Source organism: Paracoccus sp. SCSIO 75233, assembly GCF_027912675.1.
Classification (GTDB): Bacteria; Pseudomonadota; Alphaproteobacteria; order Rhodobacterales; family Rhodobacteraceae; genus Paracoccus.
Map to the genome: position 1 here is coordinate 2,511,392 of NZ_CP115757.1, position 26,147 is coordinate 2,537,538.

A 26,147-nucleotide genomic window follows, 5' to 3' on the forward strand; every position below is an offset into this window, starting at 1 on the left:
TACCGGAGATAATTTAAGATGTCGCAGCCCCGTGTGAACCCGAATTTCAAATTGGAAAACCAGGGAATCAAGGGGGCAAGTGCCGTTCACTATAACCTGCTAGAGCCCGCTCTGATCGAACGCGCCGTCGCGCGGGGCGAGGGTAAGCTGGGGCTTGGCGGCACATTTCTGGTATCTACCGGCAGACATACCGGCCGCTCGCCAAAGGATAAATTCGTCGTCCGCACGCCGGAAGTCGAAGACACGATCTGGTGGGAAAACAACGCGCCGATGGCTGTGGACGCGTTCGACCGGCTGCATGAAGATATGCTCGCCCATATGCAGGGCAAGGAATATTTCGTTCAGGATCTCTATGCGGGGGCCGATCCTGAGCAGCGGCTTGATGTGCGTGTGGTATCGGAGCTGGCGTGGCACAACCTGTTCATCCGCCACCTGCTGCGCCGCCCGGCGGCAGAGGAGCTTGCCGGGTTCGAGGCCGAGTTCACCATCATCAACTGCCCGAGTTTCAAGGCCGATCCCGAGCGGCACGGTTGCCGCACGGAGACCGTGATTGCACTCAATTTCTCGAAAAAGCTGATCCTGATCGGGAACACGGAATATGCAGGCGAGAACAAGAAGGGCGTGTTCACGCTGCTGAATTACATCCTGCCCGGTCGCGGTGTCATGCCGATGCATTGCAGTGCAAACCACGCGCCGGAGGATGAAGATGACGTCGCCGTGTTCTTCGGCCTGTCCGGCACCGGCAAGACCACCCTGTCCGCCGACCCGTCCCGCATTCTGATCGGGGATGACGAACATGGCTGGTCGGAAAAGGGCGTCTTCAACTTCGAAGGCGGCTGCTACGCCAAGACGATCAACCTGTCCGAGAAGGCAGAGCCGGAAATCTACGCCACGACGCAGAAATTTGGTACCGTGATCGAGAACATGGTCTACGACCCCGACACGTTCGAGCTGGATTTCGAGGACAGCTCGCTGACCGAAAACATGCGCTGCGCCTATCCGCTCGACTATATCTCGAACGCATCCGAAACCGGGACGGGCGGGGTGCCGAAAAACGTCATCATGCTGACCTGCGACGCTTATGGCGTGCTGCCCCCGATTGCGCGGCTGACCCCGGCGCAGGCCATGTATCACTTCCTGTCCGGCTTCACCTCCAAAACGCCGGGGACCGAGGTCGGCGTGACCGAGCCGCTGCCGACCTTCTCCACCTGTTTCGGCGCCCCCTTCATGCCGCGCCGCCCGGAAGTCTACGGCGCGTTGCTGCAACAGAAGATCGCGGAAACCGGCGCGAATTGCTGGCTGGTGAATACCGGCTGGACCGGCGGCGCGTTCGGGGAAGGCGCACGGATGCCGATCAAGGCGACGCGGTCGCTGCTGACGGCAGCACTTGACGGCTCGCTGAACGAGGCGGAGTTCCGCAAGGATCCGAATTTCGGCTTCGAGGTCCCGGTTTCAGTGCCGGGCGTGTCGGAGGTGCTGCTCGACCCGCGCCGGACATGGGCGGATGCAGAGGCATATGATGCACAGGCGCGCAAGCTGGTGCAGATGTTCTCCGATAATTTCGAGCAATATATCGACAAGGTCGACGCCAAGGTGAAATCCGCCGCCATCGGCTAATCCCCAATCGAAACGATTTTTTGCGACGCCGGCCCCACACAGGCCGGCGTTTGCAATTGTTGCAGTTGCCCTGACCGGATTGCTGGCGCAGTCTGCGCCAACAAGCTCAGTAAGGGAGGTAACGATTTATGCTGAGATTTCTATCGAGACCGGCGACTCGGATGATGGAGCGCTGGCTGCCGGACGCGTTCATCTTTGTTCTGGTGCTGACACTTGTGGCCATGATCGCCGCGATAGGTATTCAGGGCACCAATCCGGTTGAACTGGTCCGCTACTGGGGCGACGGGTTCTGGTCGCTCCTGTCCTTCTCCATGCAGATGCTGCTCGTGCTGGTGACGGGCTATATCCTCGCCTCCTCTCCGCCGGTGAAAAAGCTGCTGGCGGCGCTTGCGACGAAAGCGCAATCCGGTGGCGCTGCGATCATCATGGTTACGGTGGTTTCACTTGCCGCGAGCTGGATCAACTGGGGCTTCGGTCTGGTGGTCGGCGCAATCTTCGCGCGTGAACTGGCACGTCAGGTGAAAGTCGATTACCGGCTGCTGGTTGCCTCCGCCTATTCCGGCTTCGTGATCTGGCATGGCGGGATTTCGGGTTCGATCCCGCTGACCGTCGCGACCGAAGGCCATTTCACTGCCGAGCAGATCGGCGTCATCCCGACGTCTGAGACGATTTTCGCGTGGTGGAACCTGCTGATCGTGGTGCTGATCTTCATCGCCTTGCCTATCGCGAACCGCATGATGATGCCGAGCGAGGCGGAAACCGTCCTCGTCGATCACCGCGTTCTGGGCAATGACGAGGGGCTGCCTCCCCTGCCCGCCGATGCGACGCCGTCGCAGCGGATGGAGAACTCGCGCATTCTCATGTATCTGGTCGGCATTCCCGGCATCGTCTGGCTGCTGCTGTATTTCTTTGGCGGCGGCGGACTGAACCTGAACGTGGTGAACTTCGCCTTCCTGTTCATCGGCCTGACCCTGCACGGCACGGCGCGCAGCCTGCTTGCCGCACTGGACGACGCGGTAAAGGGTGGGGCCGGGATCGTGATCCAGTTCCCGTTCTATGCCGGGATCATGGCGATCATGACCCAGACCGGGCTGGCCGCGACGATATCCGAATGGTTCGTGGCGCTGGCAACCGAACGCTCCCTGCCGTTCTGGAGCTTCATTTCCGCCGGGATCGTCAACATCTTCGTCCCCTCCGGCGGCGGACAATGGGCCGTTCAGGCACCGATCATGCTGCCCGCGGCAGAGTCGCTGGGCGCGGACATCAACAAGGTCATCATGGGCGTGGCCTGGGGCGATGCCTGGACCAACCTGCTGCAACCGTTCTGGGCGCTGCCGATGCTCGGCATTGCCGGGCTGAAGGCGCGGGACATCATGGGGTTCTGCGTCGTCCTGCTGCTGATCACCGGGGTGATTATCGGCGGCATTCTCTGGTTGATCTGACCGGAACACGCTGAAACGACAACGCCGCGCTTTCGGGCGCGGCGTTTTTCATTCAGATCGGCGCTGTTGCCCCTTCCAGCCACGCCAGCGTCGCGGCATCGACCAAGGGACCGATCTTTTCCAGCACCTGCGCGTGATAGCTGTCCAGCCACTCACGTTCTGCCGGCGAGAGCATTCCGGCCACGATCATCCGCCGGTCAATCGGGGTGAAGTTCAGCGTCTCGAACCCAAGCATGTCGCGCCCGTCCGGGCTGTCGGCTTCGGCCACGACAAGCAGGTTTTCAATCCGGATACCGAATTCGCCCTCGCGGTAATATCCCGGCTCATTCGACAGGATCATCCCCGGCTCGAACGGGATTTCCGAAATCCGGCTGATCCGCATCGGCCCCTCATGCACGCAGAGCGCGGCACCGACGCCGTGCCCCGTGCCATGATCGAAGTCGCGGCCAACACTCCACAGCGGCGCGCGCGCCACCGGGTCGATATCCCGACCGGAATGGCCCTTGGGGAACCGCAGCCGCGATACGGCGATCATGCCTTGCAGGACCTGCGTAAATGCCTCGCGCACCGCCTGCGGCATGTCACCGACGGCCATCGTGCGGGTGATGTCGGTTGTGCCTGTCGCGTATTGCCCGCCGGAGTCGACCAGCAAGACCTGCCCGTCGGCCAGCGGCAGATTGCTGCCCGTCGACACGCGATAATGTGGCAGCGCGGCATGAGGGCCGACGCCGCAGATCGTATCAAAGCTGATGTCGAGGATGCCCGCGTCGCGGCGCAGCTCCTCCAGCTTCGTGACCACGTCGATCTCCGTCAGCCCCCCCGGTGCCGTGGCGTCCAGCCAAGCCAGAAACCGCGCCATGACCGCCCCGTCGGTCAGATGCGCATCGCGCATCCCTTCGATCTCGGCGGCGTTCTTGACGGCTTTGGGCAGGACGACCGGATCGTCGGCCTTGGCGATTTCCGTCCCCCGACCCTCCAGAATGCCGAACACGGCCTCCGGCGCGGTTTTCGGATCGACGCGCACCGGGCCATCAACGCTGGCAAGCGCCGCCTCGAATCCAGAGGGGTGCATGATCGCTACCTCATTGCCGAGCGCCGTCCGGACTTCGTTGTCAAACTTATCGGGGTCCGCGAAGACCTGCACCCGCCCGTCATCGTCGATCACGGCAAAGCCAAGCACCACCGGGTTGCGCGGAATATCCGCCCCGCGAATATTCAACAGCCAGGCCAGCGAGTCGGCCAGCGTGATCACAGCCGTCGCCTGCCCGGCCTCGCGCAGCGCGTCTGCGATCCGCTGCCGCTTCTCCGCAGCCGTCGCGCCCGCAACGGCGCTGTCATGCAGCCGGACAGCGCCAACCGGCGGCGCAGGCCGGTCTGTCCAGATCCGGTCGACGAGATTCCCGACCGGAACGAGCGCGATATTATCGGCCTCAAGCTTCTTACGCAGATCAGCGATGTCCTGATGCGTGTGCAGCCACGGGTCGAAACCGACACGCCCGCCCTCCGGCAAGGCTTCGCGCAACCAATCCGCAGGGCGCGTTTCGGGGAAGGGAACGGGGGTGAAGTGGTTCAGATCGACCTCTTCCTTAACCTGAACCCGGTAGCGGCCATCGACAAATACCCCGGCGCGGTCCTGCGTGATGATCGCCTGCCCTGCACTGCCCGAAAACCCGGTCAGCCAGCGCAGCCGCGCATCGCAATCGGCCACATATTCGCCCTGATGCGCATCGGCGCGCGGCACCATGAAAGCGTCAATCCCGTCCGCCGCCATCACCTCGCGCAGCGCCTTCAGCCGCGCAGGCCCGTGAGAGCCGTCACCGGCTGCTTCAAATCCCTGAAACATAATCAAGCCCGTTGCAGATTTCGTATGCCCATCACCCGCGCCCGCTTCCGCGGATCGGCGTCGAACAGCGCCGCGAGTTGTTCCGTCATGGCCCCTGCCAATTGCTCCGCATCGGTGATCGTCACGGCCCGCTCGTAATAGCGAGTGACGTCGTGGCCGATGCCGATGGCCAGCAGTTCGACCTGACGGCGCTTCTCGATCATCTCGATCACGTCGCGGAGATGTTTTTCCAGATAATTGGCCGGGTTCACCGACAGCGTGGAGTCGTCGACCGGCGCGCCGTCGGAAATCACCATCAGGATTTTCCGCGCCTCGCTACGGCGAACCAGCCGCTTGTAAGACCATTCCAGCGCTTCGCCGTCGATATTTTCCTTCAGCAGCCCCTCTTTCATCATCAGGCCAAGATTGGGCCGCACCCGCCGCCAAGGCGCATCGGCGGATTTGTAGATGATATGGCGCAGATCATTCAGGCGGCCGGGCGTCGCCGGGCGGTTGTCTTTCAACCACGCCTCGCGACTTTGCCCACCTTTCCAGGCACGCGTCGTGAAGCCGAGGATTTCGACCTTCACATTGCACCGCTCCAGCGTCCGCGCCAGAACATCGGCACAGATTGCGGCGATCGAAATCGGCCTGCCGCGCATCGAGCCGGAATTGTCCAGAAGCAGCGTGACGACAGTGTCGCGGAATTCCGTATCATGTTCGACCTTGAAGGACAGCGGCGTCGTCGGGTTCGCCACCACGCGCGCCAGCCGACCTGCATCAAGGACGCCTTCTTCCTTATCGAATTCCCAGCTCCGGTTCTGCTGCGCCAGAAGCCGCCGTTGCAACTTGTTCGCCAACCGGCTGACCGCGCCGCGCAGCGGGTCGAGCTGCTTGTCCAGATAGGCCCTCAGCCGCTCCAGCTCCGCCGGTTCGGCCAGATCCTCGGCCTTGATCTCCTCGTCGAATTCCTGCGTGTAGACCTTGTAATCGGCGGATGCGTCGCTGACCGGGGGCGGCAGTTCCTCCGGCATCTCGCCATCGGGCATTTCCGCATCTTCGGCGAATTCCTCGTCTGCGGTATCGTCGAGGCTGACCTGCGCCTGACGTTCGTCCTGCGTGCGCTCCTGACTGCGCTCGGGCGAGGCTTCAGCGTCCTCGCCTTCGTCTTCTTCCCGCGCCTGATTGTCACCGGCCTCGGGATCGGGTTCGGCCTCGTCGCTGGCGTCGTCTTCCGGCTCACTGTCGGGGTCATCGCCAAGCTGATCGCCATAGCCCAGATCGTCGATCAATTGCCGCGAAAGCCGCGCGAAGGCTGCCTGATCCGGTGCGGTCTCACGCGCGGCGTCAAGAACCTCAGCCGCCTGCTGCGTCACGAAAGGCCGCCACAGATCGGCAGCCTCCTTCGAACCCGGCGGTAGTTCGCGCCCCGTCATCGCCTCGCGCAGCAAATATCCGGCGGCAACCGGCAACGGTACATCTGCGGGCTGCGTGGCCTGCGCATAACCGCGCCGCTGCGCCTCCGCCCCCATCTTTGCGTCGATATTGGACAGCGCACCGGGCATCTCCCGCGCCCCGACCGCCTCGACCCGCGCGGTTTCCACGGCCTCGAAGATTTCCCGGGCGAGCGGGCCTGCGGGGGCATAATGTGCGTGGGTCGTGGCATCGTGGTGCCGGATCCGCATGGCCAGCGCATCAGCCGTGCCGCGCGCCTGCACGATCTCATCCCGGCTCATCCGGCGGCTGATCTGCGGCAGGCGCATCGTGTCACCCGCCAGCCCGGACGGATCGGCACTGTAGGTGACGTTCAGTTCGGCATCATCGGCCAGCGCACGCGTCGCCTCGGTCAGCGCCTTCTTGAACGGGTCGGCAGGGTTGTCGTTGGATTTCATCCGGAATTCTCCCGATGGGCATCATAGCGCGAACAAGGTCATTTCAAAACCGGGCCGCAGCGTTTCCGAACCGGACCGGCGTCAGCCTCGTTCAGCTTGCCGCCGCCGCAGCGCTTTCCGGCAATTCCTCGTCGAACAGGCGCTGATAGAACTCCGCAACGGTCTGACGCTCAAGCTCGTCGCATTTGTTCAGGAAAGTCAGGCGGAACGCATAGCCGACATTGTCGAAGATGCGCGCGTTCTGTGCCCAGCTGATCACCGTGCGCGGCGACATCACCGTGGACAGATCGCCCTGCATGAACGCCGTCCGGGTCAGATCCGCCAGCGTGACCATTTTCGAGATCACGTCGCGGCCCTTCTCATTATTGTAGTTCGGGTTCTTGGCAAGAACGATGGCCGCCTCGGCATCGTGGCTGAGATAATTCAGCGTGGACACCAGCGACCAGCGGTCCATCTGGCCTTGGTTGATCTGCTGGGTGCCGTGATAAAGGCCGGTCGTGTCGCCCAGCCCGACCGTGTTTGCCGTGGCGAACAGGCGGAAATAGGGGTTGGGCGTGATGACCTCGTTCTGGTCCAGCAGGGTCAGCTTGCCGTCAGCCTCCAGCACACGCTGGATGACGAACATCACATCGGCGCGGCCCGCGTCATATTCGTCAAACACAATCGCCGTCGGGTTGCGCAGCGCCCAGGGCAGGATGCCTTCGTGGAACACAGTGACCTGCTTGCCGTCCACCAGCTTGATCGCGTCCTTGCCGATCAGGTCGATCCGGCTGACATGGCTGTCCAGGTTCACCCGCACACAGGGCCAGTTCAGCCGCGCGGCGATCTGTTCGATATGGGTCGATTTCCCGGTGCCGTGATAGCCCTGAATCATCACCCGGCGGTTATAGGCAAACCCGGCGAGGATGGCCAAAGTCGTATCGGGATCGAATTTATAGGTGCTGTCGATATCCGGCACACGCTCGGACTTTTCGGCAAAACCCTTGACCTTCATGTCGCTGTCCAGCCCAAAGACCTCGCGCAGGTCGATTTCTTCGGTCGGTTTTGCTTTCGCGTCCAGATCGGCCATTGTCTTGCCCTTTCACTTTTCTTGCCAGTGTGATGAAGGATTCCTGCGCCCTGTGCAAGCGAATGAGGCCTTGCCGCCGCGTCGTGCTATGGAACCTTCGCGGCGCGACGCTATTATGCTATCGCAGCAAAGAGAGGATCACAGATGTCCGGTTTGATCGCCCTGCTCGACGACGTGGCGGGGATCGCCAAGGTGGCGGCCAGTTCGGTCGACGATATCACCAGCATGGCCGCGAAGGCCGGCGCCAAGGCGGCAGGGGCCGTGATTGACGATGCTGCGGTGACGCCGAAATATGTCACGGGCTTTGACGCAAGCCGCGAATTGCCAATCATCTGGAAAATCGCGCGGGGGTCGATCTTCAACAAGATCGTGATCCTGCTGCCCATTGCCCTTGCTTTGTCGGCCTTCGCGCCGTGGCTGATTTCTCCGCTGCTGATGCTCGGCGGGTCTTATCTGTGTTTCGAGGGCGCGGAGAAGGTGTATCACGCGATTGCCCCGCCCGACGATCCGCATGACAAATACGAAGGCGGCAAGGGCGATCCGGCCACGCTCGAAGAAACCAAGGTCGCGGGCGCGATCAAGACCGATTTCATCCTGTCAGCCGAGATCATGACCATCGCGCTCAACGAGGTCACGGCCCTGATGGCCGACAGCACGCTGAGCGGCGGCGCAAAATTCGCGATGGAGGCCGGCGTCCTGTTCGTGGTGGCACTGGCAATCACGGCCGTCGTATATGGCTCGGTCGCGCTGATCGTCAAAGCCGATGACGTTGGCGTCGCGATGGCGTCGCGCAGGACCGGCCCACTCGCCGCATTCGGTCGGGGCCTTGTCAAATTCATGCCGGTGTTTCTGAAAGCACTGACGATCATCGGCACCGCCGCGATGATCTGGGTCGGCGGCAATATCATCGTCCACGGCCTGTCGGAAATGGGATGGCACGCGCCTTACGAATGGATCAAGCATCAGGCCGAGGGCGCCGCGACTGCATTGCCGCAACTCGCCGGGCTGGTCGCCTGGGCTGTGACGGCATTTTTCGACGGGGTCATTGGCCTGATCTGGGGCCTGATCCTGATCCCGCTGTCCGAATATATCCTGGTGCCACTGGCAAACGTGACACTCGTGCCGCTGATCTCGGGCGTCAAATCACTGTTCGGACGCAGTGCGGGTTGATGTTTTGCTTAATTTAGACAGGCAAATCAGCGCTTAATTCAGCGTCAACCTGCGCATGCCTTCTTGACCAATCGCATAACTGTGTCACATTTCAGTCACAAAAAAGACACTTGCCGGTTACGAAAGCTAACTACGCAGGCGTCGCCCTCAACAGGAAGGACGACTGACATGACACGTATTTTCTCTGCATCGGCCATTGCGCTGATCGCGTCGCTGGGCGCTGCCAATGCCCAGACCGAAATCCAGTGGTGGCACGCCATGGGTGGCGAGCTCGGCACCAAGCTTGAAGAAATCGTTCGGGGCTTCAACGACAGCCAGGACGAATTCACCGTCGTGCCCTCCTACAAAGGCGGCTACGCCGAGACCATGACCGCCGCCATCGCCGCATTCCGCGCCGGTGAGCAGCCTGCCATCGTGCAGGTTTACGAGGTCGGCACCGGCACCATGATGGCCGCCGAAGGCGCGATCAAGCCGGTCTACCAGCTGATGGAAGAACAGGGTCAGGACTTCGACCCGAGCGCCTTCCTGCCCGCCGTTGTCGGCTACTACACCGACACCGATGGCAATATGTTGTCGATGCCGTTCAACAGCTCGACCCCGATCCTCTACTACAACAAGAACGTGTTCGAAGCTGCCGGTCTCGACCCCGAACAGCCGCCCAAAACCTGGGGCGAGATGGAAGAATTCGGCAAGAAGATCATGGAATCCGGCGCGGCCGAATGCGGCTTCACCACCGGCTGGATCAGCTGGATCCAGACCGAGAACTTCAGCGCCTGGCACAACCAGCCGATCGGGACCGAGCAGAACGGCTTCGGCGGCATGTCCGCGCGGCTGACCCTGAACGGCCCGGTTCAGGTCAAGCATTGGGAAAACCTGAAGCGTCTGGCCGATGAAGGCGTGTTCAAATATGGCGGCCCGGTCGGCGGCGACAACGCCCCGCCGATGTTCTACAGCCAGGAATGCGCGATGATCATGAACAGCTCGGCCTCGCGTGCCGGCGTTCTGGCCAATGCGACCGATTTCGAGGTCGGCTTCGGCATGCTGCCCTATTACGACGATGTCGAGGGCGCGCCGCAGAACTCCATCATCGGTGGTGCGACGCTGTGGGCCATGCAGGGCCGTCCGGATGAAGAATATCCGGCCATCGCCGCATTCTTCAGCTACCTGTCGAGCCCCGAGGTTCAGGCCGACTGGCACCAGTTCTCCGGCTATCTGCCGATCACGCAGGCCGCCTATGACCTGACGACGGAGCAGGGTTACTATACCGAGAACCCCGGCGCGGAAACCGGCCTGAAGCAGATCACGCTGAACGAGCCGACCGAGAACTCCAAGGGCCTGCGCTTCGGCAACTATGTGCAGATCCGCGGCATCATCGACGAAGAGTTCGAGGCGCTGCTGAACGGTTCGAAGGACGCGCAAGGCGCACTCGACGCTCTGGTTGAGCGCGGCAACGCCCTGCTCGAAGACTTCAAAGCCCAGAACCAGTAAGATCAATGTCGGGGCTGCGCGCAGGCGCGGCCCCCTCGCCTATTTTCGAACCTCTCCTTTTCTGAACGACGGCGGCAGGATGAAGCGCACCATCTTCAGCAACCAGTTTTTGCCGTGGCTGTTACTGGCGCCGCAGCTTGCCATTACCTTCATTTTCTTCATCTGGCCTGCCGCGCAGGCTGTTTGGCAAAGCTTCCTGCGGGAAGATGCCTTCGGGATCAAGTCCACCTTTGTCGGGCTGAACAACTACGCCCGTCTTTGGAACAGCCCCGAATATCTGAACTCCATGAAGGTCACGCTGGTGTTCTCGGTCAGCGTCACGCTGCTGTCGATGTGCCTGTCGCTGCTGCTGGCCGTCGCCGTGGACCGGACGCTCAGATCGTCGCGCTTCTACACCACCTTGCTGGTCTGGCCCTATGCGGTCGCCCCGGCCGTCGCCGGTATCCTGTGGTTTTTCATCTTCAACCCAACCGTGGGCATCCTGCCCTTCGTGCTGGAGCAGGTCGGCTATGACTGGGATCATTTCTCCAACCCCGGTCAGGCGATGACGCTGGTGGTGATCGCGAGTGCGTGGAAACAGATCAGCTATAACTTCCTGTTCTTCGTCGCCGGATTGCAATCGGTGCCGACCAGCCTGCGGGAGGCGGCGGCGATTGACGGGGCCGGGCCGGTAAAGCGCTTCTTCACCATCACCCTGCCGCTCCTGTCGCCCACAACCTTCTTCCTGATGGTCGTCAATATCGTCTACGCCATGTTCGAAACCTTCGGCGTCATCGACGCCACGACCGAGGGCGGACCGGCGCAGGCCACGAATATCATGGTCTACAAGGTCTATTTCGACGGCTTCATCGGCCAGAACATGGGCAGTTCCGCCGCGCAATCGGTCGTGCTGATGTGCATCGTGATCGCGCTGACGGTCGTCCAGTTCCGCTGGGTTGAAAAGAAGGTGGCCTACTGATGATCGAGCACCGGCCTTTTCTCAATTTCCTCACCCATCTGGTGCTGATCCTTGGCGTCATCGTCGTCGCGCTGCCGGTCTGGATCGCCTTCGTCGCGTCAACGCATGAGGCGACCGCGTTTTCCTCAGGCACCATCCCGATGTGGCCCGGCCCGAAGCTGATCGAGAATTACAGCCTGATGTTCGACAGCGGCGTCTCCACCAGCGGGACGCCCCCGATCGGGCTGATGATGATGAACTCGCTGATCATGGCGCTGGCGATTGCCATCGGCAAGATCATCATCTCGATCCTGTCCGCCTTCGCCATCGTCTATTTCCGCTTTCCGCTGTGCAATCTCGCCTTTTGGTGCATCTTCGTGACGCTGATGCTGCCGGTTGAGGTCCGCATTGTCCCGACATTCGAGGTCGTTGCTGATCTGGGCCTGCTGAACTCCTACGCCGGTCTTTCGATCCCGCTGATCGCCTCTGCCACGGCGACATTCCTGTTCCGGCAGGTGTTCCTGACCATGCCGGATGAGCTGGTCGAGGCGGCGCGGATCGACGGTGCGGGTCCGATGAAATTCTTCCGCGATATTCTGCTGCCGCTGTCGCGGACCAATATCGCCGCGCTGTTCGTGATCCTGTTCATCTATGGCTGGAACCAGTATCTCTGGCCGCTGCTGATCACCACGGATGCGAAATACTACACCATCGTCGCAGGCATCAAACGCATGGCCGACGTGGTTGACGGGCTGCCGCAATGGCATCTGGTCATGGCAACCGCGGTTATGGCAATGCTGCCGCCGGTCGCCGTCGTGGTCGGAATGCAGCGCCTGTTCGTCAAAGGTCTTGTCGAGACGGAGAAGTAAATTGGCATCAATCACACTGGACAATGTCGGCAAGGTCTATCCGGGCGGAACCCGCGCGGTCGAGGGCGTGAATATCGACATTGCCGATGGCGAATTCATCGTGCTGGTCGGCCCGTCCGGCTGCGGCAAGTCGACCCTGCTGCGCATGGTGGCGGGGCTGGAATCGATTACCGAGGGCACGGCAAAGATCGGCGACCGGGTGGTCAATGACATGGAACCGGCAGATCGCGACATCGCGATGGTGTTTCAGAACTACGCGCTCTACCCGCATATGTCGGTGCGCAAGAACCTCGAATACGGGCTGAAGAACCGCCGCACGCCGCGTGCAGAAATCGACCGCCGTGTGAACGAGGCGGCGGAGATCCTGCAAATCGGGCAGTTCCTCGACCGCAAGCCCCGTGCCCTGTCCGGCGGGCAGCGTCAGCGTGTTGCAATGGGCCGCGCGATTGTGCGCGAGCCGGCGGCATTCCTGTTTGACGAACCGCTGTCGAACCTCGACGCAAAACTGCGCGTCGCCATGCGGCTGGAGATCAAGGAGCTTCAGAAACGCCTCCACACCACTTCGCTATATGTGACACATGACCAGCTGGAAGCGATGACGATGGCGGATCGTCTGGTTGTGCTGAACGGTGGCCGGGTCGAGCAGATCGGCACCCCGCTGGAGGTGTACCGCAAGCCCGCCTCCGCCTTCGTCGCCAGCTTCATCGGCAGCCCGGCGATGAACCTGATCCCGGCAAGCGCGGTGCCGCATATTCCGGGCAGCGCCCATGCCGGTCTGATCGGCATCCGGCCCGAGGATCTTCATCCCGCACCTGACGGGCAGATCGAGCTGAAGATCAATGCCGTGGAGGAACTTGGCGCGAACCGTCTGGTTCATGGCCAACTCGGTGGCGAAATCCTGACGGTGACGATGCCCGCCGATGCGGATTTGCCGGAGGTGCTGCGGCTGAATGCGGCGCCCGAGGCGGTACATCTTTTCCGTGCGGATAACGGCGCGCGTATACCCGTTTAGGGTGCATCTCGACCACATCTCCGATTCGTCCACAAGATTTTGTGGGATTTAACCAAAAATCCCTTTACACATGCGCCCCGCTGCCGCACCCTGATCTTGTAGGGCAGACGGGTTCAACCACATCCTGTCGTGTTCGCACTCAAGAATTCGTACTCAATAAGATGGGCCAACCATCAAACCATTGAGGAAGGCAGTCATGGCGCAGACCGATAGTTTCATCCTGAGCGAAGACATCCACCCCATCGATATCGTCGAGACGATCGCAAACCATCACGAATGGGATTTCGACCGGCTCGCTGACGATCAGATCGCAATGGCCGTCGAGGGCCAGTGGCGAACCTATTCGATCACCCTCGCATGGTCCAACGCAGAAGAGATGCTGCGCCTGATATGCACCTTCGACATGGACCCGCCTGCCGAGCGCATGCCCGCGCTGCACGAGGCGATGAATATGGCCAACGATCAGGTCTGGGACGGGGCGTTCACGTTCTGGCCGTCGCAGCGGATGATGGTCTGGCGGTACGGGCTGGTTCTGGCCGGCGAAACGACCGCCAGTCCGGAACAGATCGACCACATGATCCGCAACGCCGTCATGCAGGCGGAACGGCTCTATCCGGCGTTCCAGCTGGTTGCCTGGGGCGACACCACGGCAGACGCAGCTATGGACATCGCAATGGGCGCGGCCTACGGACGGGCATAAGCAGGGCCGCATCAGGCGCGGCCCCGACATCAGGGGGACGCGATGGATTTCACAGATATCAATGAACGCGGATTGGTTCTGGTCGGCTGCGGACGAATGGGCGGCGCAATGCTCACCGGCTGGCTGGCCAAGGGAATAGCACCCGCTGCGGTCACGGTAATCGACCCGAATGCGAAACCGGACTGGGCCGATAAGGGCGTGCGGCTGAACCAGACGCCGCCCGACAACCCGGCCGTGCTGGTGCTGGCGGTCAAGCCGCAGATGATGGGCAGCGTACTGGACGAGCTGTCGGCGGGCGGCGATACGCTGGTCCTCTCCGTCGCGGCAGGGGTGACGTTGGCCGCCTATGATTCGGCCTTCCCCGCGGGGAAGATTATCCGCGCCATGCCCAACACCCCGGCGGCGATCGGGCGCGGCATCACGGCGATCATCGGCAATTCAGCTGCCGGGCCAGAGGCGCTCGACCTTGCCGAGGGCCTGCTCTCCGTCGTGGGCGAGGTCGTCAGGCTGGAAGCGGAATCGCAGATGGATGCGGTGACGGCGTTGTCGGGCTCCGGCCCCGCCTATGTGTTCCACATGATCGAGGCGATGACACAGGCCGGCATGGAGCAGGGCCTGCCGGAGGAACTGGCACTGCAACTCGCCCGTGCCACGGTTGCCGGTGCAGGCGCGCTGGCCATGAGCGATGACACCCCGCCCTCGGCACTGCGCGAGGCGGTGACATCGCCGGGCGGAACGACAGCCGCAGGCCTTGCAAAGCTGATGGATCAGGATGACGGCCTACCGCCCCTGATGGCACGGACCATAAAGGCGGCGGCGGACCGGTCGCGGGAACTCGGCGCATGACCATCACCTATGACGATTTTCAGAAAGTCGACATCCGCGTCGGTGTCGTCACCCGCGCCGAGCCCTATCCTGAGGCACGGAAACCCGCGATCAAGCTCTGGGTGGATTTCGGCCCCGAGATCGGGGAGCGGAAAAGCTCTGCCCAGATCACCGTTCATTACAAGCCCGAAGAACTGGTCGGACGGCAGGTGCTTGGCGTGGTAAACTTCCCGCCACGCCAGATCGGCAAATTCATCTCCGAGGTGCTGGTCCTCGGCCTGCCCGACGAAAACGGAGAGGTCGTGCTGATCGGCCCCGGACAGGAAGTCCCCTTGGGAGGAAGGTTGTTCTGATGAAACTGCTCGTGACACGCCCCATGACGCAAGCTGCGGAATCCGCGATCTCGGCCCGGTTCGAGGAGACGCGGTTCCGTGACACGAATGAGCCGATGACGCTGGATGAGGTCAAGGCGGCGCTTTCCGAATATGATCTGATCATGCCCACGCTCGGCGACGCGTTCAGGGCCGAGGCTTTCGCAGCCGCCCCGCCAAAGACGAAATTGCTGGCGAATTTCGGCGCCGGATATAACCATATCGATCTGGACGCGGCCAAAGCGGCCGGTGTCAGCGTCACCAACACCCCCGATGTGGTGACAGAAGCGACGGCAGATCTGGCGGTCACCCTGCTGATGATGACCGCGCGCCGCGCCGGAGAGGGCGAGCGGCTGGCCCGCAGCGGCACATGGCAAGGCTGGAACCCGACGCAGATGCTGGGCAGTCAGGTCTCGGGCCGCACGGTCGGTATCGTCGGCATGGGCCGGATCGGACGCGCCATCGCCAAACGGCTGCATCTGGGTTTCGGCATGCGGGTGGTGTTCTTCAACCGCTCGCCCTTGTCGTCGCTGGACTTCCCGGCGCGGCAACTCCCGTCGCTGGATGAGGTCATGCGGCAGTCGGATTTCGTCGTGGTCGCGGTCCCCGGCGGCGCGGGCACACATCATCTGATCGGCAGCGGCGAGCTCGACGCGCTCGGCAAGAACGGGATCATCATCAATATCGCGCGCGGCGACGTCATCGACGAAGCTGCCCTGATCGCGGCGCTTTCCTCGGGCAAGATCCGCGCGGCCGGGCTGGATGTCTATGAGCAGGAGCCGGTGATCCCGCAAACGCTTCGCGAGATGGACAATGTCGTGCTTCTGCCCCATCTCGGGACCGCGGTCGAAACTGTGCGGACGGATATGGCGCTGCGCGCGTTGGACAATCTGATCGCGTTCTCCGAGGACAAGGCACTGCCCGACGCGGTCATCTGACCTGATCGCGGACTGACAATCATTAATCGAACCGGATTACGGTGCAGACGTTGTCTGCCCGTAAACCGTAACGATTGAAAGGTTGCGCTATGAACTGGGATATTATCGCCGGGAAATGGGATCAGCTTAAAGGTTCCGTTAAGGAAAAATGGGGCGAGCTGACCGACGACGAACTGACCGAAGTCGCTGGTAACAAGGACAAGATGTCCGGCAAGCTTCAGGAGAAATACGGCTGGACCAAGGAAGAAGCCGACAACCAGATTAACGACTTCTTCAAAGACAAGAGCTAAGCGACACGCTGCCTTGTTCAAACAAATTAGGGCGTCCACTTGGGACGCCCTTCTTCGATTCCGCTAGAACCGGCGAAGGCCGGCTCGCATCGGGCATCAGAAAAAATGTTAACTCGTTACACAAAGCGACTATATCAAACAGAAATCCGGGCGCATCCGAAAAGCTGCATTTAAAACTTATCTTTTTGGACAGGCACTTTTGCACGGGAAGATTGGCCCCGGTTCGTATAAGTGCGCCGGGCCTGCGCCGCCCTTTCCGACCGGCTCGCTTTCCGCCACAGATCAAACCCCTTGACGCGCACCCTCCCTTGCCGCCAACAAGGCCCGGAAATCTCCGGGGAACCGCATGCTGCGCGCCTATCTGAAGCACGGCAATTTTCTACTGCCAATCACGCCGCGCGAGGATGCGTCGGCGGCGATCTGGCTGGATGTCTACCGCCCGCTGCCCGAACAGATCGAAAAGCTTGGCCGTCTGGGTATCCGCATCCCGACGCTGGAGGAGATGGCCGAGATCGAGATTTCCTCGCGGCTTTATGTCGAAGACGGCGCCAGCTACATGACCGCGATGCTGCCAGGGTCCACCCCGGACGGCAAACCGCTTTCCGGGCCGGTCACCTTCATCCTGACCGCAGACCGGCTGATAACGGTGCGCCACCACGCGCCGCGTCCGTTTGACACCTTTGCCGAACGGGCCGACCGATCAGCCAGCGGGACGGACAGTGCCGAGCGGGTGTTTCTCGGCCTGATCGAGGAGATTATCGCCCGCCTCGCCGACCTGCTGGAATGCGCGGGCAGCGAGCTGGACCAGACCCTGCGCGGCGTGTTCCAGTCGGAGGCGCGGCAAAGACCGGCGATGCTGCAATCGGCATTGGAGCAGATCGGGCGGCAATCGGACCTGATCGCGCGTGTGCGGCTTGGCCTGCTGTCGCTGGGGCGCGTCCTGACATTCTATTCGGCTGTTCAGAGCAAGGGGCCGGATACCGCGAAACTGAAACCTGTCATCAAGGCCCATCAGCGCGACGTTCAGGCCTTGCAGGAACATGTGGATTTCCTGACCTCGCGCGTCAGCCTGTCGGTTGACGCCACATTGGGCATCATCAACCTGCAACAGAACAGCATCATGCGGGTGATGTCGGTGGTCGCAGCACTGTTCCTGCCGCCAACACTGATCGCCTCGACCTACGGCATGAACTTCGAGGACATGCCGGAGCTGGGCTGGCGGTTCGGCTATGAATGGGCGCTCGGCCTGATGGCGCTGACGGTCATTGCCACCTGGCTGGTGCTGTGGTGGCGGAAATGGCTATAGCGGCAGGCGCTCGATCAGCCGGAACCGGCCATCCTCCCCTTCACCCATAAGGCTGATTGCATCCAGTACGAAGGGACGCGGAACCACATCCAGCATCGGTTCAAGCACCGAGCGGGTGGCCTCAATTATCGGCTCGTCGAGACTGCCGCTCAGCGTCATGTGAAAACGGAACTCGTCTTTCACATAAGGATAACCCCAGCCCCGCAGATAGTCCCGTTGACGCTCCGTAAGGGCATCGGGGTTTCGCCGCGCGATCTCCGCCTCGTTCAGGGGCGCGCGTAACGGGTCGAGCGATTCGACGATCTGCGCGGCAAGCCGGTTCAGGTCCGCCATATCGCCATCCGGGGTCAGTGCCAGAAACGATCCGATCCGATTAAGCGACAGGCCCGGCAAGGTGACAGGACGCAGCACCTCGGCCAATGCCGCCGCCGCATCCCGCAACTCCGCCTCGCCGTGACCGTCAGCCAGCCGGAATGGCGGTTTCAGCGTGGCGTGAAACCCGTATTTGCGCGGCGTCCGGGTGATCTTTTCCACATCCAGCACCAAAACGTCGGGATGCGCCACCTCGCAGCCAGAGATCACGTCCCATCCCAGCCAGCTTGCCCCGAAATCTGCGAAACCGCCCTCGGGCGGGGTGTAATAAATTGCGTATCTGCGGTATGCGACCATTTCGGCTCTATTCATGGATTTTGACATGCAAGAAACCGTCCTGGCTCATGCGACGCTGATCCTGCCCGATCAAATGCGAAAAGGCCATGTCGTCCTTCGCGACGGCACGATTGCAGAGATCGGCGAGGGCGCGGCACCACGCAGCGCCATCGACTGCGAGGGGGATCACATCGCACCGGGGCTGGTCGAGCTTCACACGGATAATCTGGAACGCCATATCCAGCCGCGCCCGGGCGTGAACTGGCCACATGCGGCGGCGATCTTTGCCCATGACGCGGAGCTTGCCGGTTGCGGGATCACGACCGTGTTCGACGCAATGCGCGCAGGCTCCATCCCCAGCCGAAAGGACTACGCACCCTATGCGCGCGAACTGGCGTCCGAGCTGATCGAGCAACGGCAGAGCAATGCACTGCGTATCAGCCATTTCCTGCATCTGCGGGCCGAGATCTGCTGTGCGAGCCTGCTGGAGGAACTGGCCAGCTTCGGTCCAGACGACCGGGTCGGTCTGGTCAGCCTGATGGATCACACGCCGGGGCAGCGACAGTTCCGCGACACGCAAGCGCTTGAGACCTATCTGCGCAGCAAGGTGCAGATGAACGACCGCGACATTGCCGAGTATTTCGCCGAACTGCACGAGCTTTCGGCCCGGAACGGCGTCGCGCATGAGGCGGGCGCGGTCGCCTTCGCCGGTCGCGTCGGTGCAGTTCTGGCCAGCCATGACGACACCACGGCGGACGAGGTGGCGCGCTCTGCCGCGCATGGCATCCGGCTGGCGGAATTCCCCACGACGCGCGAGGCGGCAGAGGCCTGTCACCGCCATTCGATCCGCACCATCATGGGCGCGCCGAACCTGATCCGGGGCAAGTCGCATTCCGGCAATGTCGCGGCGCGCGAACTGGCGGAGGCGGGGCTGCTGGACATCATCAGCAGCGATTATGTGCCATCGGCCCTGTTGTCGGCGGCAGCCCTTCTGGCGCAGATCTGGGACGACTGGCCGCGCGCCATCGCCTGCGTGACCTCAACGCCGGCGAACGCCGCCGGACTGAAGGACCGGGGCCGGTTGGAGGCGGGACTGCGCGGCGATCTGATCCGGTTCCGGCTGGTCAACGGCACCCCGGCTTTGCGTGAAACCTGGGTGCGCGGTCAACGGGTGTCTTGAGCTTGAAACCGACAGCGACCGGAGATGCCCCCCCGCTCAATTGATGTGGAACCGCAACCACATTGGCTAAGTTTCTCAAGTGATCGAAACCTGCTGCGGCAGGTTTCACTGTGTTTAACGAGGGTGCCGCATGACCGGATTTCTGCTTCTTGCCACAATTTTTCTGGTCGCCGGGGTCATTGCCGTGCCACTTGCCACGCGTTTCGGGCTTGGCTCGGTGCTGGGCTATCTGGTCGCGGGTATCCTGATCTCTCCGATCCTGGCATGGCTGCATGTCGATGTCGTCGCGATCCAGCATTTCGCCGAATTCGGCGTGGTCATGATGCTGTTCCTCGTCGGGCTGGAGCTGGAGCCGAGCCTTTTGTGGTCCATGCGGTCGCGGCTGCTTGGGCTTGGCGGGCTTCAGGTGGCGATCACGGCGGCGCTTGTCGCGGCAATCGGCATCGCCTTCGGGCTGTACTGGACCATTGCCGTGGCGCTCGGTCTGGTCTTCGCGCTGTCTTCGACGGCAATCGTGCTGCAAACGCTGAACGAAAAGGGGCTGATGAAGTCCGATGGCGGGCAATCCGCCTTCTCCGTCCTGCTGTTTCAGGACATCGCCGTCATCCCGATGCTCGCCTTTATCCCGCTGCTGGCCATGCCGGCCCTGATGGATACCGCGCCGGAGGTGGAGGAAGCCGGTGAGGCCGGACATGAGGCGCTGAGCCTCGTCGCGGGGCTGGCAGGCTGGCAGGCGGCGTTGGTGACGATTGCCGCTGTGGCTTTCGTGATCTTCGTCGGCATCGTGCTGACCCGGCCCCTGTTCCGGTTCGTGGCGATGGCCAATCTGCGCGAGCTGTTCACGGCAACCGCGCTCGCCATCGTCGTCGGCATCGCCTTGCTGATGTCGCTGGTCGGGCTGTCACCGGCACTTGGCACCTTCCTCGCAGGCGTGGTGCTGGCGGGCAGCGAGTACCGGCACGAATTGGAAAGCGATATCGATCCGTTCCGTGGCCTGTTGCTGGGTCTGTTCTTCATGACGGTCGGGGCCAGCATCAATTTTGGGTTGTTGGCCGAGAATGCCGTGATGGTGATCGGCCTGACACTGGGGCTGATGCTGCTGAAAGCCGCCGTATTGCTGGGCCTTGCGCGGGTGTTCAATATCTCCGGCAGTCATCGCTGGCTCTTCGCGCTTGGCCTCGCGCAGGCGGGTGAGTTCGGCTTCGTGCTGCTGTCCTTCACCGTTGCCAATAATGTCGTGCCGCAGAGCGTCGCGGATATCGCGCTTCTGGTCGTTGCGCTGTCGATGCTGCTGACGCCGGGGCTGTTTATCCTGTACGAACGCGTCATCGCCCCCCGTTTCGACAATGAGCAGCGGGCGGAGGCGGATGAGATAGACGAGCCCAGCCCGATCATCGTCGCCGGTCATGGCCGCTTCGGCGGCATCATCGCGCGGATGCTGCGCAGCATCGGGATGCAGGTGACGGTTGTCGATTATTCCTCGAAACAGCTGGAAATGCTGCGCGCCTTCGGCATTCAGGCCTATTTCGGCGATGCCACCCGCCCTGACCTGCTGCACGCCGCCGGTATAGACGAGGCGAAGCTGCTGGTGGTCGCTATCGACGGCAAGGATCAGATCACCGCCATTGTCGAACATGTCGCGCGCAATCATCCGCATGTCCACATCGTCGCCCGCGCCGTGGACCGCTATCATGTCTATGAGCTGTATCAGGCGGGTGCGGATGATATTATCCGGGAGACATTCGACAGTGCCGTGCGCAGCGGGCGATCCGCCCTGGAGGCGCTCGGCTATTCCCGCCCGGAGGCGGATGCGATGGCGGCACGTTTCGTGGAGATTGACAACACGCATAACCGCGGGCTTGCCGCAGCTCACCGTCCGGGCATACCGCCGCACGAGAATCCCGATTTCGTGAAGCTGGCGCAGGCAATGGATGCGCAGATCGCGTCGGAGATGCAGGCGGGTCGCGACGCGGTCAAGGCCCGGCGAAGGGAAGGACAGGCGGAGGTTCCGGTCGCAAGTCAGGGCTGACATATCCCTGACGACGGGGCGCGCGCTTTTGGCGCATCCGGGGATCCGGCAAGGAAACCCGCCATAAGAAGCGCGCGCCCGCGTGGCATCTATCTGTTTGGTCTGTTTCACATAACTGTCACCAAAGTGACGGATTTTTGTCGCATCCTAATGGGTAAGCATCGGACGTCCCAGATTTTGAGGAGTCCCATGCAGTTTCGTACCTTCCTGACCTCCGGCATCGCTATTGCCGCCGCGCTGCCCGCGATGGCCGAGCCGAGCTTCAACCGGATCGCCAGCTTCGCGACCTTCGAGAACATGGCCGAAGGTGAGGATCGCGCGCGCGAGACCTCCGCCGAGATCATGGCCGTCACCGAAGACGGCAACACGCTGATCTATTCCGACAGCCCCCTGGGCGTGATCGGCATGATCGACATCACCGACGCGACCGACCCGAAGCCGCTTGGCAATATCGACATGGATGGCGAGCCGACGACCACGGTCGTGCGTGGTGACAAGGCATTCGTCGGCGTCAACACCTCCGAATCCTACACGGAGCCGTCGGGCGTGCTGCGCACCGTCGATCTGACCACGCAGGAAGTCGTGGCAAGCTGCGATCTGGGTGGCCAGCCCGACAGTGTCGCCATCTCCGACGCCGGTGACATGATCGCCGTCGCCATCGAGAACGAGCGTGACGAGGATGCGGGCGATGGCGGGCTGCCGCAGATGCCGGCTGGTTTCGTCGTGCGCCTGCCGGTCACCGATGACGGCGTGGATTGCGAAGGCAAGCAGGATATCGACCTGACCGGCCTCGCTGATGTCGGCGCGGAAGATCCGGAGCCGGAATTCCTCGACTTCAACGAAGCCGGTGAGATCGCCGTTACGCTTCAGGAAAACAACCATATCGTCGTGATCGGTGCCGATGGCGCGGTCGCCTCCGATTTCAGCGCCGGTGCGGTCAGCATCGACGGTGTGGACATTGCCGAGGAAGGCGCGCTGGATTTCACCGGCAGCCTGACCGATATTCCGCGCGAACCCGACGCGCTGAAATGGCTGGACAACGATAATTTCGTCGTCGCCAATGAAGGCGACTGGAACGGTGGCTCGCGCGGCTTCACCATCTTCGCCAAGGACGGCACCGTCGTTTACGACAGCGGCAACAGCTTCGACCGCGCCGTGGCGGAAATCGGCCACTACCCGGAAGGCCGTTCGGAGAACAAGGGCGCCGAGCCGGAAGCCGTCACCGCCGCCACCTATGGCGAGCAGCCGCTGATCTTCGTCGCCTCCGAGCGTGGCAGCGTTGTCGGCGTCTATGATGCGACCGATCCGGCCGCGCCTGAGCTGCTGCAAATGCTGCCCTCCGGCATCGGCCCGGAAGGTCTGGTCACGATCCCGGAACGCAACCTGTTCGCCACTGCGAACGAGGCCGATCTGGTTGAGGATGGCGGCGCGCGCGCGCATGTCATGATCTATGAGCGCAGCGAGGGTGAAGCGGCCTATCCGGTGCTGACCTCCGCCGGTTCCGATCCGCTGATCGGCTGGGGCGCGCTGTCGGGTCTGGCAATGGACCCTGCCGCACCGACCACGCTTTATGCGGTCAATGACAGCGCTTATGATACGCAGCCGTCGATCTTCACCATCGACACCACGACCGCCCCGGCGACGATCACCGCCAAGACCGTCGTGACCCGCGATGGCGCAGCGGCTGAAAAGCTGGACCTCGAAGGCATCGCGACAGATGGCGAAGGCGGGTTCTGGCTGGCCTCCGAAGGGAACCCGGACAAGGAAGTCCCGCATCTGGTCCTGCACGTCAATGCGGACGGCGCGATCACCGAAGAGTTCACCCTGCCGGAAGCGCTGCTGGAACAGCAGAAGCGCTTCGGTCTGGAAGGCATCGCGCTTCAGGACGGCAAGGTCTGGGTCGCGGTTCAGCGTGAATGGGGCGACGATCCGGAAGGTCAGGTCAAGCTGCTGCAACTGGACCCGGCAACCGGCGAGTGGCTGGGCGTTCGCTATCCGCTCGACAGCGGCGAGGGCTGGGTTGGCCTGTCCGAACTGGCGATCAACGGCGACTATCTGTACCTGATCGAGCGTGACAACCAGATCGGTGACAATGCCGTGCTGAAAGCCGTCACCCGCGTCGCTCTGGCCGATCTGGCCCCGGCAGCGCTGGATGGCGAATTGCCGCTGGTCGAAAAGGAAACCGTGCGTGATCTGATCCCGGATATGCAGCAGTGGAACGGCTATGTTCAGGACAAGGTCGAGGGCATGGCGATTGCCGATGATGGCACCGTCTGGATCGTCACCGACAATGACGGCGTCGACGATGCCTCGGGCGAGACGCTGATGTGGTCCTTTAAGCTGGACTGATCTGAACGGACCCTGAAAACGCCGCCGGGTGGAAAATTCACCCGGCGGTTTTTATTTGCGCCAAAGCATCTGCGAGCACATCCCGGAACCGGGAAATCCGCGCGGGCGTCGCATCGGCAAAGCCGATGACCAGCCCTGTCAGTCCCGTTTCGGACATTGTCGACAGGCGGGCCGGGCGGAACCCTTTGACGGCAAGCGCCTGCATCACGGGCAGCTCATCCCTTGGCGGATCGAAAACCGCCGCAAGCTGGACCCCGCCATCGGGCGCGCGGACGGTCAGGCCGGGCAGCCCCTCCAGTGCCTTTGTCAACGCCTGCCCCCGTGCCTCGTACGCCCGCGCGATGCGCCGCAGATGGGTGCGATAACGGCCAGAGCCCATGAAATCCGAAAGCGCCAGTTGCGCGTGGAGGTTTGCCGTTATCCCGAGGTTTCGCTGCGCCGCGCGGAGCGGATCGACCAGATTGTCCGGCACAACCATCCAGCCGATCCGCAGCGACGGCATCAGCACCTTGGCCGCTGAGCCGAGATAGGCGACCTCCCCCGGACCATGCGCCGCCAAGGTCGCGATTTCGCGACCGCGCCAGAGGAATTCGCTGCCGTAATCATCCTCAAGGATCAGGGCCCGCTGCGCCCTCGCCCGTTCGATCAGTTCCATGCGGCGATGCAGGGAAAGCCGCACGCCGAGCGGATACTGGTTCGACGGCGAGACATAGATCAGCCGCGCCTCCGGTGGCACCGTATCGACCCGCACCCCTTCGGCATCGACAGGAAGCGGACGGATGTTCAGCGCGGCCATCGTGAATGCCGCACGCGCGCCAAGATAGCCGGGATCCTCCATTGCCGTGACATCGCCCGGATCGGTGAGCGTCAGGGCCAGAAGCGAGACGGAGGCCTGGGTGCTGGTGGTGATGATGATGCGGCCCGGATCGGCACGCAGGCCACGATCCGCCGCCAGCCTTTCCGCCAGAACCTTGCGGAGCGCAGCAATCCCGTGCGGCTCACCATAGGCCGCGACATCACCATGCATCGCCCGCCCCGCCCGGCGAAGTGCAACGGCCCATTCGTCGCGCGGAAACAGCGTCTCGTCCGGCACACCCGGCGTCATCACACCTTGCGCAGTCGCATAGCTGGCACTGCGGGGGTTATGCGCAAACCCCTGTCCCCGCGTCGAAAGCGGCGGCCCCCTGCCCGGCTCCGGCGCAGCTTGCATCTGCGGCGCGGTCACGCGCGGCGCGGCACCTTGTCGGACAGTCAGGACACCCTCCGCCCGCAGCAGGTCATAGGCCGTGTTCAGCGTGGTCCGCGACAGACCGAGCGCCTGCGCCGCTGCCCGGCTCGACGGCAGTCTTGCGCCGTCGGCCAGCCTTCCTTCATGGATCGCGGAAAGCAGATCGCGGTAGATCTGAACCGGCATGGGTTCGGCCAGTGCCGGATCCGGGTTGGTCAGATTGGAAAGCTGAACTGGTTGCATGAAATCTATCAAAACTGGTCATTTTCTCATTCCAGTTGATCGGCGAAAAGAACGGAAGTCAATCGGAGAAGAAACATGCAACCCGCCTACGCCCGCGCACGCCAGCAGAAGCGCGCCGTATATGATGAGGAAACTATCCACGCCATTCTGGACAGCAACATGGTCGGCCATGTCGGTTTTATCGCCGATGACCGCCCGATGGTGATCCCCATGGCCTATGCCCGCATCGGTCAGGTGATCTATCTGCACGGGGCGTCCAAAACCCGGATCACGCGGCTGTCGGACGTGCCGCTGTGCATGGAGGTCACGCGGCTGACGGGCATTGTCGCGGCCCGGTCAGGATTTCATCATTCGGTCAATTACGAAAGCGCGGTCATTCATGGCCAGGCGCGAAAGGTCACCGGGGACGAGTTGGGCCAGTCGCTTGACGCGATCCTCGACCATCTTTTGCCCGGTCGCAGCGCCGAGGTGCGCCCGATGAACGCGCAGGAACGGAAAGCGACCGGGGTTATCGCGCTAGAGATCGAGCATGCCAGCGCCAAGATCCGCACGGGCCCGCCCGTAGATGATGAGGAAGATCATGCGCTGCCGATCTGGGCCGGGGTGATCCCGGTCACAACGGCGCTTGGAGAGGCCGTGCGCGACGGTTATTGCGGCGAGGACATCGCGACAGCACCCTCAATCACGGCGGCAAGGCGCAGATTTGCCTGACGCACACCGAT

General features: G+C 62.5%; 22 protein-coding genes. 17 read left to right on the forward strand and 5 right to left on the reverse strand.

Annotated elements, in window-relative coordinates; genetic code table 11:
• Positions 1 to 18: 18 nt before the first annotated feature.
• Both PAF12_RS12285 and PAF12_RS12290 read left to right on the forward strand, forming a co-directional pair.
• Positions 19 to 1,617 (forward strand): phosphoenolpyruvate carboxykinase, encoded by a 1,599-nt coding sequence (locus PAF12_RS12285; protein ID WP_271107238.1) that lies wholly within the window; start codon positions 19 to 21, stop codon positions 1,615 to 1,617.
• Between the two features lie 128 nt (positions 1,618 to 1,745).
• Entirely contained in the window at positions 1,746 to 3,059 is a 1,314-nt protein-coding gene (locus PAF12_RS12290) for a short-chain fatty acid transporter (RefSeq protein ID WP_271107239.1), read from the forward strand.
• Positions 3,060 to 3,111: 52 nt separating this feature from the next.
• Here the strand turns inward: PAF12_RS12290 and PAF12_RS12295 are convergent, their stop codons facing one another.
• The 3 genes from PAF12_RS12295 to cobS form a co-directional block, all read right to left on the reverse strand.
• Positions 3,112 to 4,902 (reverse strand): aminopeptidase P family protein, encoded by a 1,791-nt coding sequence (locus PAF12_RS12295; RefSeq protein WP_271107240.1) that lies wholly within the window; start codon positions 4,900 to 4,902, stop codon positions 3,112 to 3,114.
• Between the two features lie 2 nt (positions 4,903 to 4,904).
• Positions 4,905 to 6,773, reverse strand: a complete 1,869-nt coding sequence (gene cobT / locus PAF12_RS12300) for a cobaltochelatase subunit CobT (protein ID WP_271107241.1) — start codon at positions 6,771 to 6,773, stop codon at positions 4,905 to 4,907.
• Positions 6,774 to 6,864: 91 nt separating this feature from the next.
• Positions 6,865 to 7,842: a cobaltochelatase subunit CobS gene (gene cobS / locus PAF12_RS12305; protein ID WP_271107242.1), complete on the reverse strand. Its 978-nt coding sequence runs from the start codon at positions 7,840 to 7,842 to the stop codon at positions 6,865 to 6,867.
• Positions 7,843 to 7,986: 144 nt separating this feature from the next.
• Between cobS and PAF12_RS12310 the strand changes: the two genes are divergently transcribed.
• The 11 genes from PAF12_RS12310 (at position 7,987) to PAF12_RS12360 (ending at position 17,748) form a co-directional block, all read left to right on the forward strand.
• Positions 7,987 to 9,012 (forward strand): DUF808 domain-containing protein, encoded by a 1,026-nt coding sequence (locus PAF12_RS12310; protein ID WP_271107243.1) that lies wholly within the window; start codon positions 7,987 to 7,989, stop codon positions 9,010 to 9,012.
• Between the two features lie 168 nt (positions 9,013 to 9,180).
• The gene (ugpB, locus tag PAF12_RS12315) at positions 9,181 to 10,500 is read left to right on the forward strand and encodes a sn-glycerol-3-phosphate ABC transporter substrate-binding protein UgpB (protein ID WP_271107244.1); all 1,320 of its coding nucleotides are present in this window, start codon (positions 9,181 to 9,183) and stop codon (positions 10,498 to 10,500) included.
• Between the two features lie 79 nt (positions 10,501 to 10,579).
• Positions 10,580 to 11,458: a sn-glycerol-3-phosphate ABC transporter permease UgpA gene (gene ugpA, locus PAF12_RS12320; protein WP_271107245.1), complete on the forward strand. Its 879-nt coding sequence runs from the start codon at positions 10,580 to 10,582 to the stop codon at positions 11,456 to 11,458.
• Positions 11,458 to 12,306 (forward strand): sn-glycerol-3-phosphate ABC transporter permease UgpE, encoded by an 849-nt coding sequence (gene ugpE / locus PAF12_RS12325; protein WP_271107247.1) that lies wholly within the window; start codon positions 11,458 to 11,460, stop codon positions 12,304 to 12,306. Before ugpA ends, ugpE begins: the two co-directional genes overlap by 1 nt.
• Position 12,307: 1 nt before the next feature.
• The gene (locus tag PAF12_RS12330; RefSeq protein ID WP_271107248.1) at positions 12,308 to 13,318 is read left to right on the forward strand and encodes a sn-glycerol-3-phosphate import ATP-binding protein UgpC; all 1,011 of its coding nucleotides are present in this window, start codon (positions 12,308 to 12,310) and stop codon (positions 13,316 to 13,318) included.
• A gap of 196 nt (positions 13,319 to 13,514) precedes the next feature.
• Entirely contained in the window at positions 13,515 to 14,018 is a 504-nt protein-coding gene (locus tag PAF12_RS12335; RefSeq protein WP_271107249.1) for a YbjN domain-containing protein, read from the forward strand.
• Between the two features lie 42 nt (positions 14,019 to 14,060).
• The gene (gene proC / locus PAF12_RS12340) at positions 14,061 to 14,864 is read left to right on the forward strand and encodes a pyrroline-5-carboxylate reductase (RefSeq protein ID WP_271107250.1); all 804 of its coding nucleotides are present in this window, start codon (positions 14,061 to 14,063) and stop codon (positions 14,862 to 14,864) included.
• Entirely contained in the window at positions 14,861 to 15,196 is a 336-nt protein-coding gene (locus tag PAF12_RS12345; RefSeq protein WP_271107251.1) for a tRNA-binding protein, read from the forward strand. Before proC ends, PAF12_RS12345 begins: the two co-directional genes overlap by 4 nt.
• A complete protein-coding gene (locus PAF12_RS12350; RefSeq protein ID WP_271107252.1) occupies positions 15,196 to 16,152 on the forward strand; it encodes a D-glycerate dehydrogenase in 957 nt (318 codons plus the stop codon). Before PAF12_RS12345 ends, PAF12_RS12350 begins: the two co-directional genes overlap by 1 nt.
• Before the next feature lie 89 nt (positions 16,153 to 16,241).
• Entirely contained in the window at positions 16,242 to 16,442 is a 201-nt protein-coding gene (locus PAF12_RS12355; protein WP_271107253.1) for a CsbD family protein, read from the forward strand.
• Between the two features lie 346 nt (positions 16,443 to 16,788).
• Entirely contained in the window at positions 16,789 to 17,748 is a 960-nt protein-coding gene (locus PAF12_RS12360; RefSeq protein ID WP_271107254.1) for a magnesium transporter CorA family protein, read from the forward strand.
• Here PAF12_RS12360 and PAF12_RS12365 read toward each other — a convergent pair.
• Positions 17,743 to 18,417 carry a DUF1045 domain-containing protein gene (locus PAF12_RS12365; RefSeq protein WP_271109702.1) on the reverse strand — a complete coding sequence of 225 codons (675 nt, stop codon included), beginning with the start codon at positions 18,415 to 18,417 and terminating at the stop codon, positions 17,743 to 17,745. The genes PAF12_RS12360 and PAF12_RS12365 overlap by 6 nt on opposite strands.
• A 25-nt stretch (positions 18,418 to 18,442) precedes the next feature.
• Here PAF12_RS12365 and PAF12_RS12370 point away from each other — a divergent pair, with 25 nt between their 5' ends.
• The 3 genes from PAF12_RS12370 to PAF12_RS12380 all read left to right on the forward strand — a co-directional run bounded on the left by PAF12_RS12370 (position 18,443) and on the right by PAF12_RS12380 (position 23,954).
• A complete protein-coding gene (locus PAF12_RS12370; RefSeq protein ID WP_271107255.1) occupies positions 18,443 to 19,576 on the forward strand; it encodes an alpha-D-ribose 1-methylphosphonate 5-triphosphate diphosphatase in 1,134 nt (377 codons plus the stop codon).
• Positions 19,577 to 19,706: 130 nt separating this feature from the next.
• Complete coding sequence (locus tag PAF12_RS12375) at positions 19,707 to 21,605, forward strand: cation:proton antiporter (protein WP_271107256.1); 1,899 nt, start codon at positions 19,707 to 19,709, stop codon at positions 21,603 to 21,605.
• Positions 21,606 to 21,794: 189 nt separating this feature from the next.
• Entirely contained in the window at positions 21,795 to 23,954 is a 2,160-nt protein-coding gene (locus PAF12_RS12380) for an esterase-like activity of phytase family protein (RefSeq protein ID WP_271107257.1), read from the forward strand.
• A 37-nt stretch (positions 23,955 to 23,991) separates the two neighbouring features.
• On the opposite strand, the gene PAF12_RS12385 is transcribed toward PAF12_RS12380, so the two are convergent.
• A complete protein-coding gene (locus tag PAF12_RS12385) occupies positions 23,992 to 25,425 on the reverse strand; it encodes a PLP-dependent aminotransferase family protein (protein WP_271107258.1) in 1,434 nt (477 codons plus the stop codon).
• Positions 25,426 to 25,500: 75 nt separating this feature from the next.
• Between PAF12_RS12385 and PAF12_RS12390 the strand changes: the two genes are divergently transcribed.
• Positions 25,501 to 26,136: a pyridoxamine 5'-phosphate oxidase family protein gene (locus PAF12_RS12390; protein ID WP_271107259.1), complete on the forward strand. Its 636-nt coding sequence runs from the start codon at positions 25,501 to 25,503 to the stop codon at positions 26,134 to 26,136.
• The last annotated feature ends 11 nt before the right edge of the window (positions 26,137 to 26,147 follow it).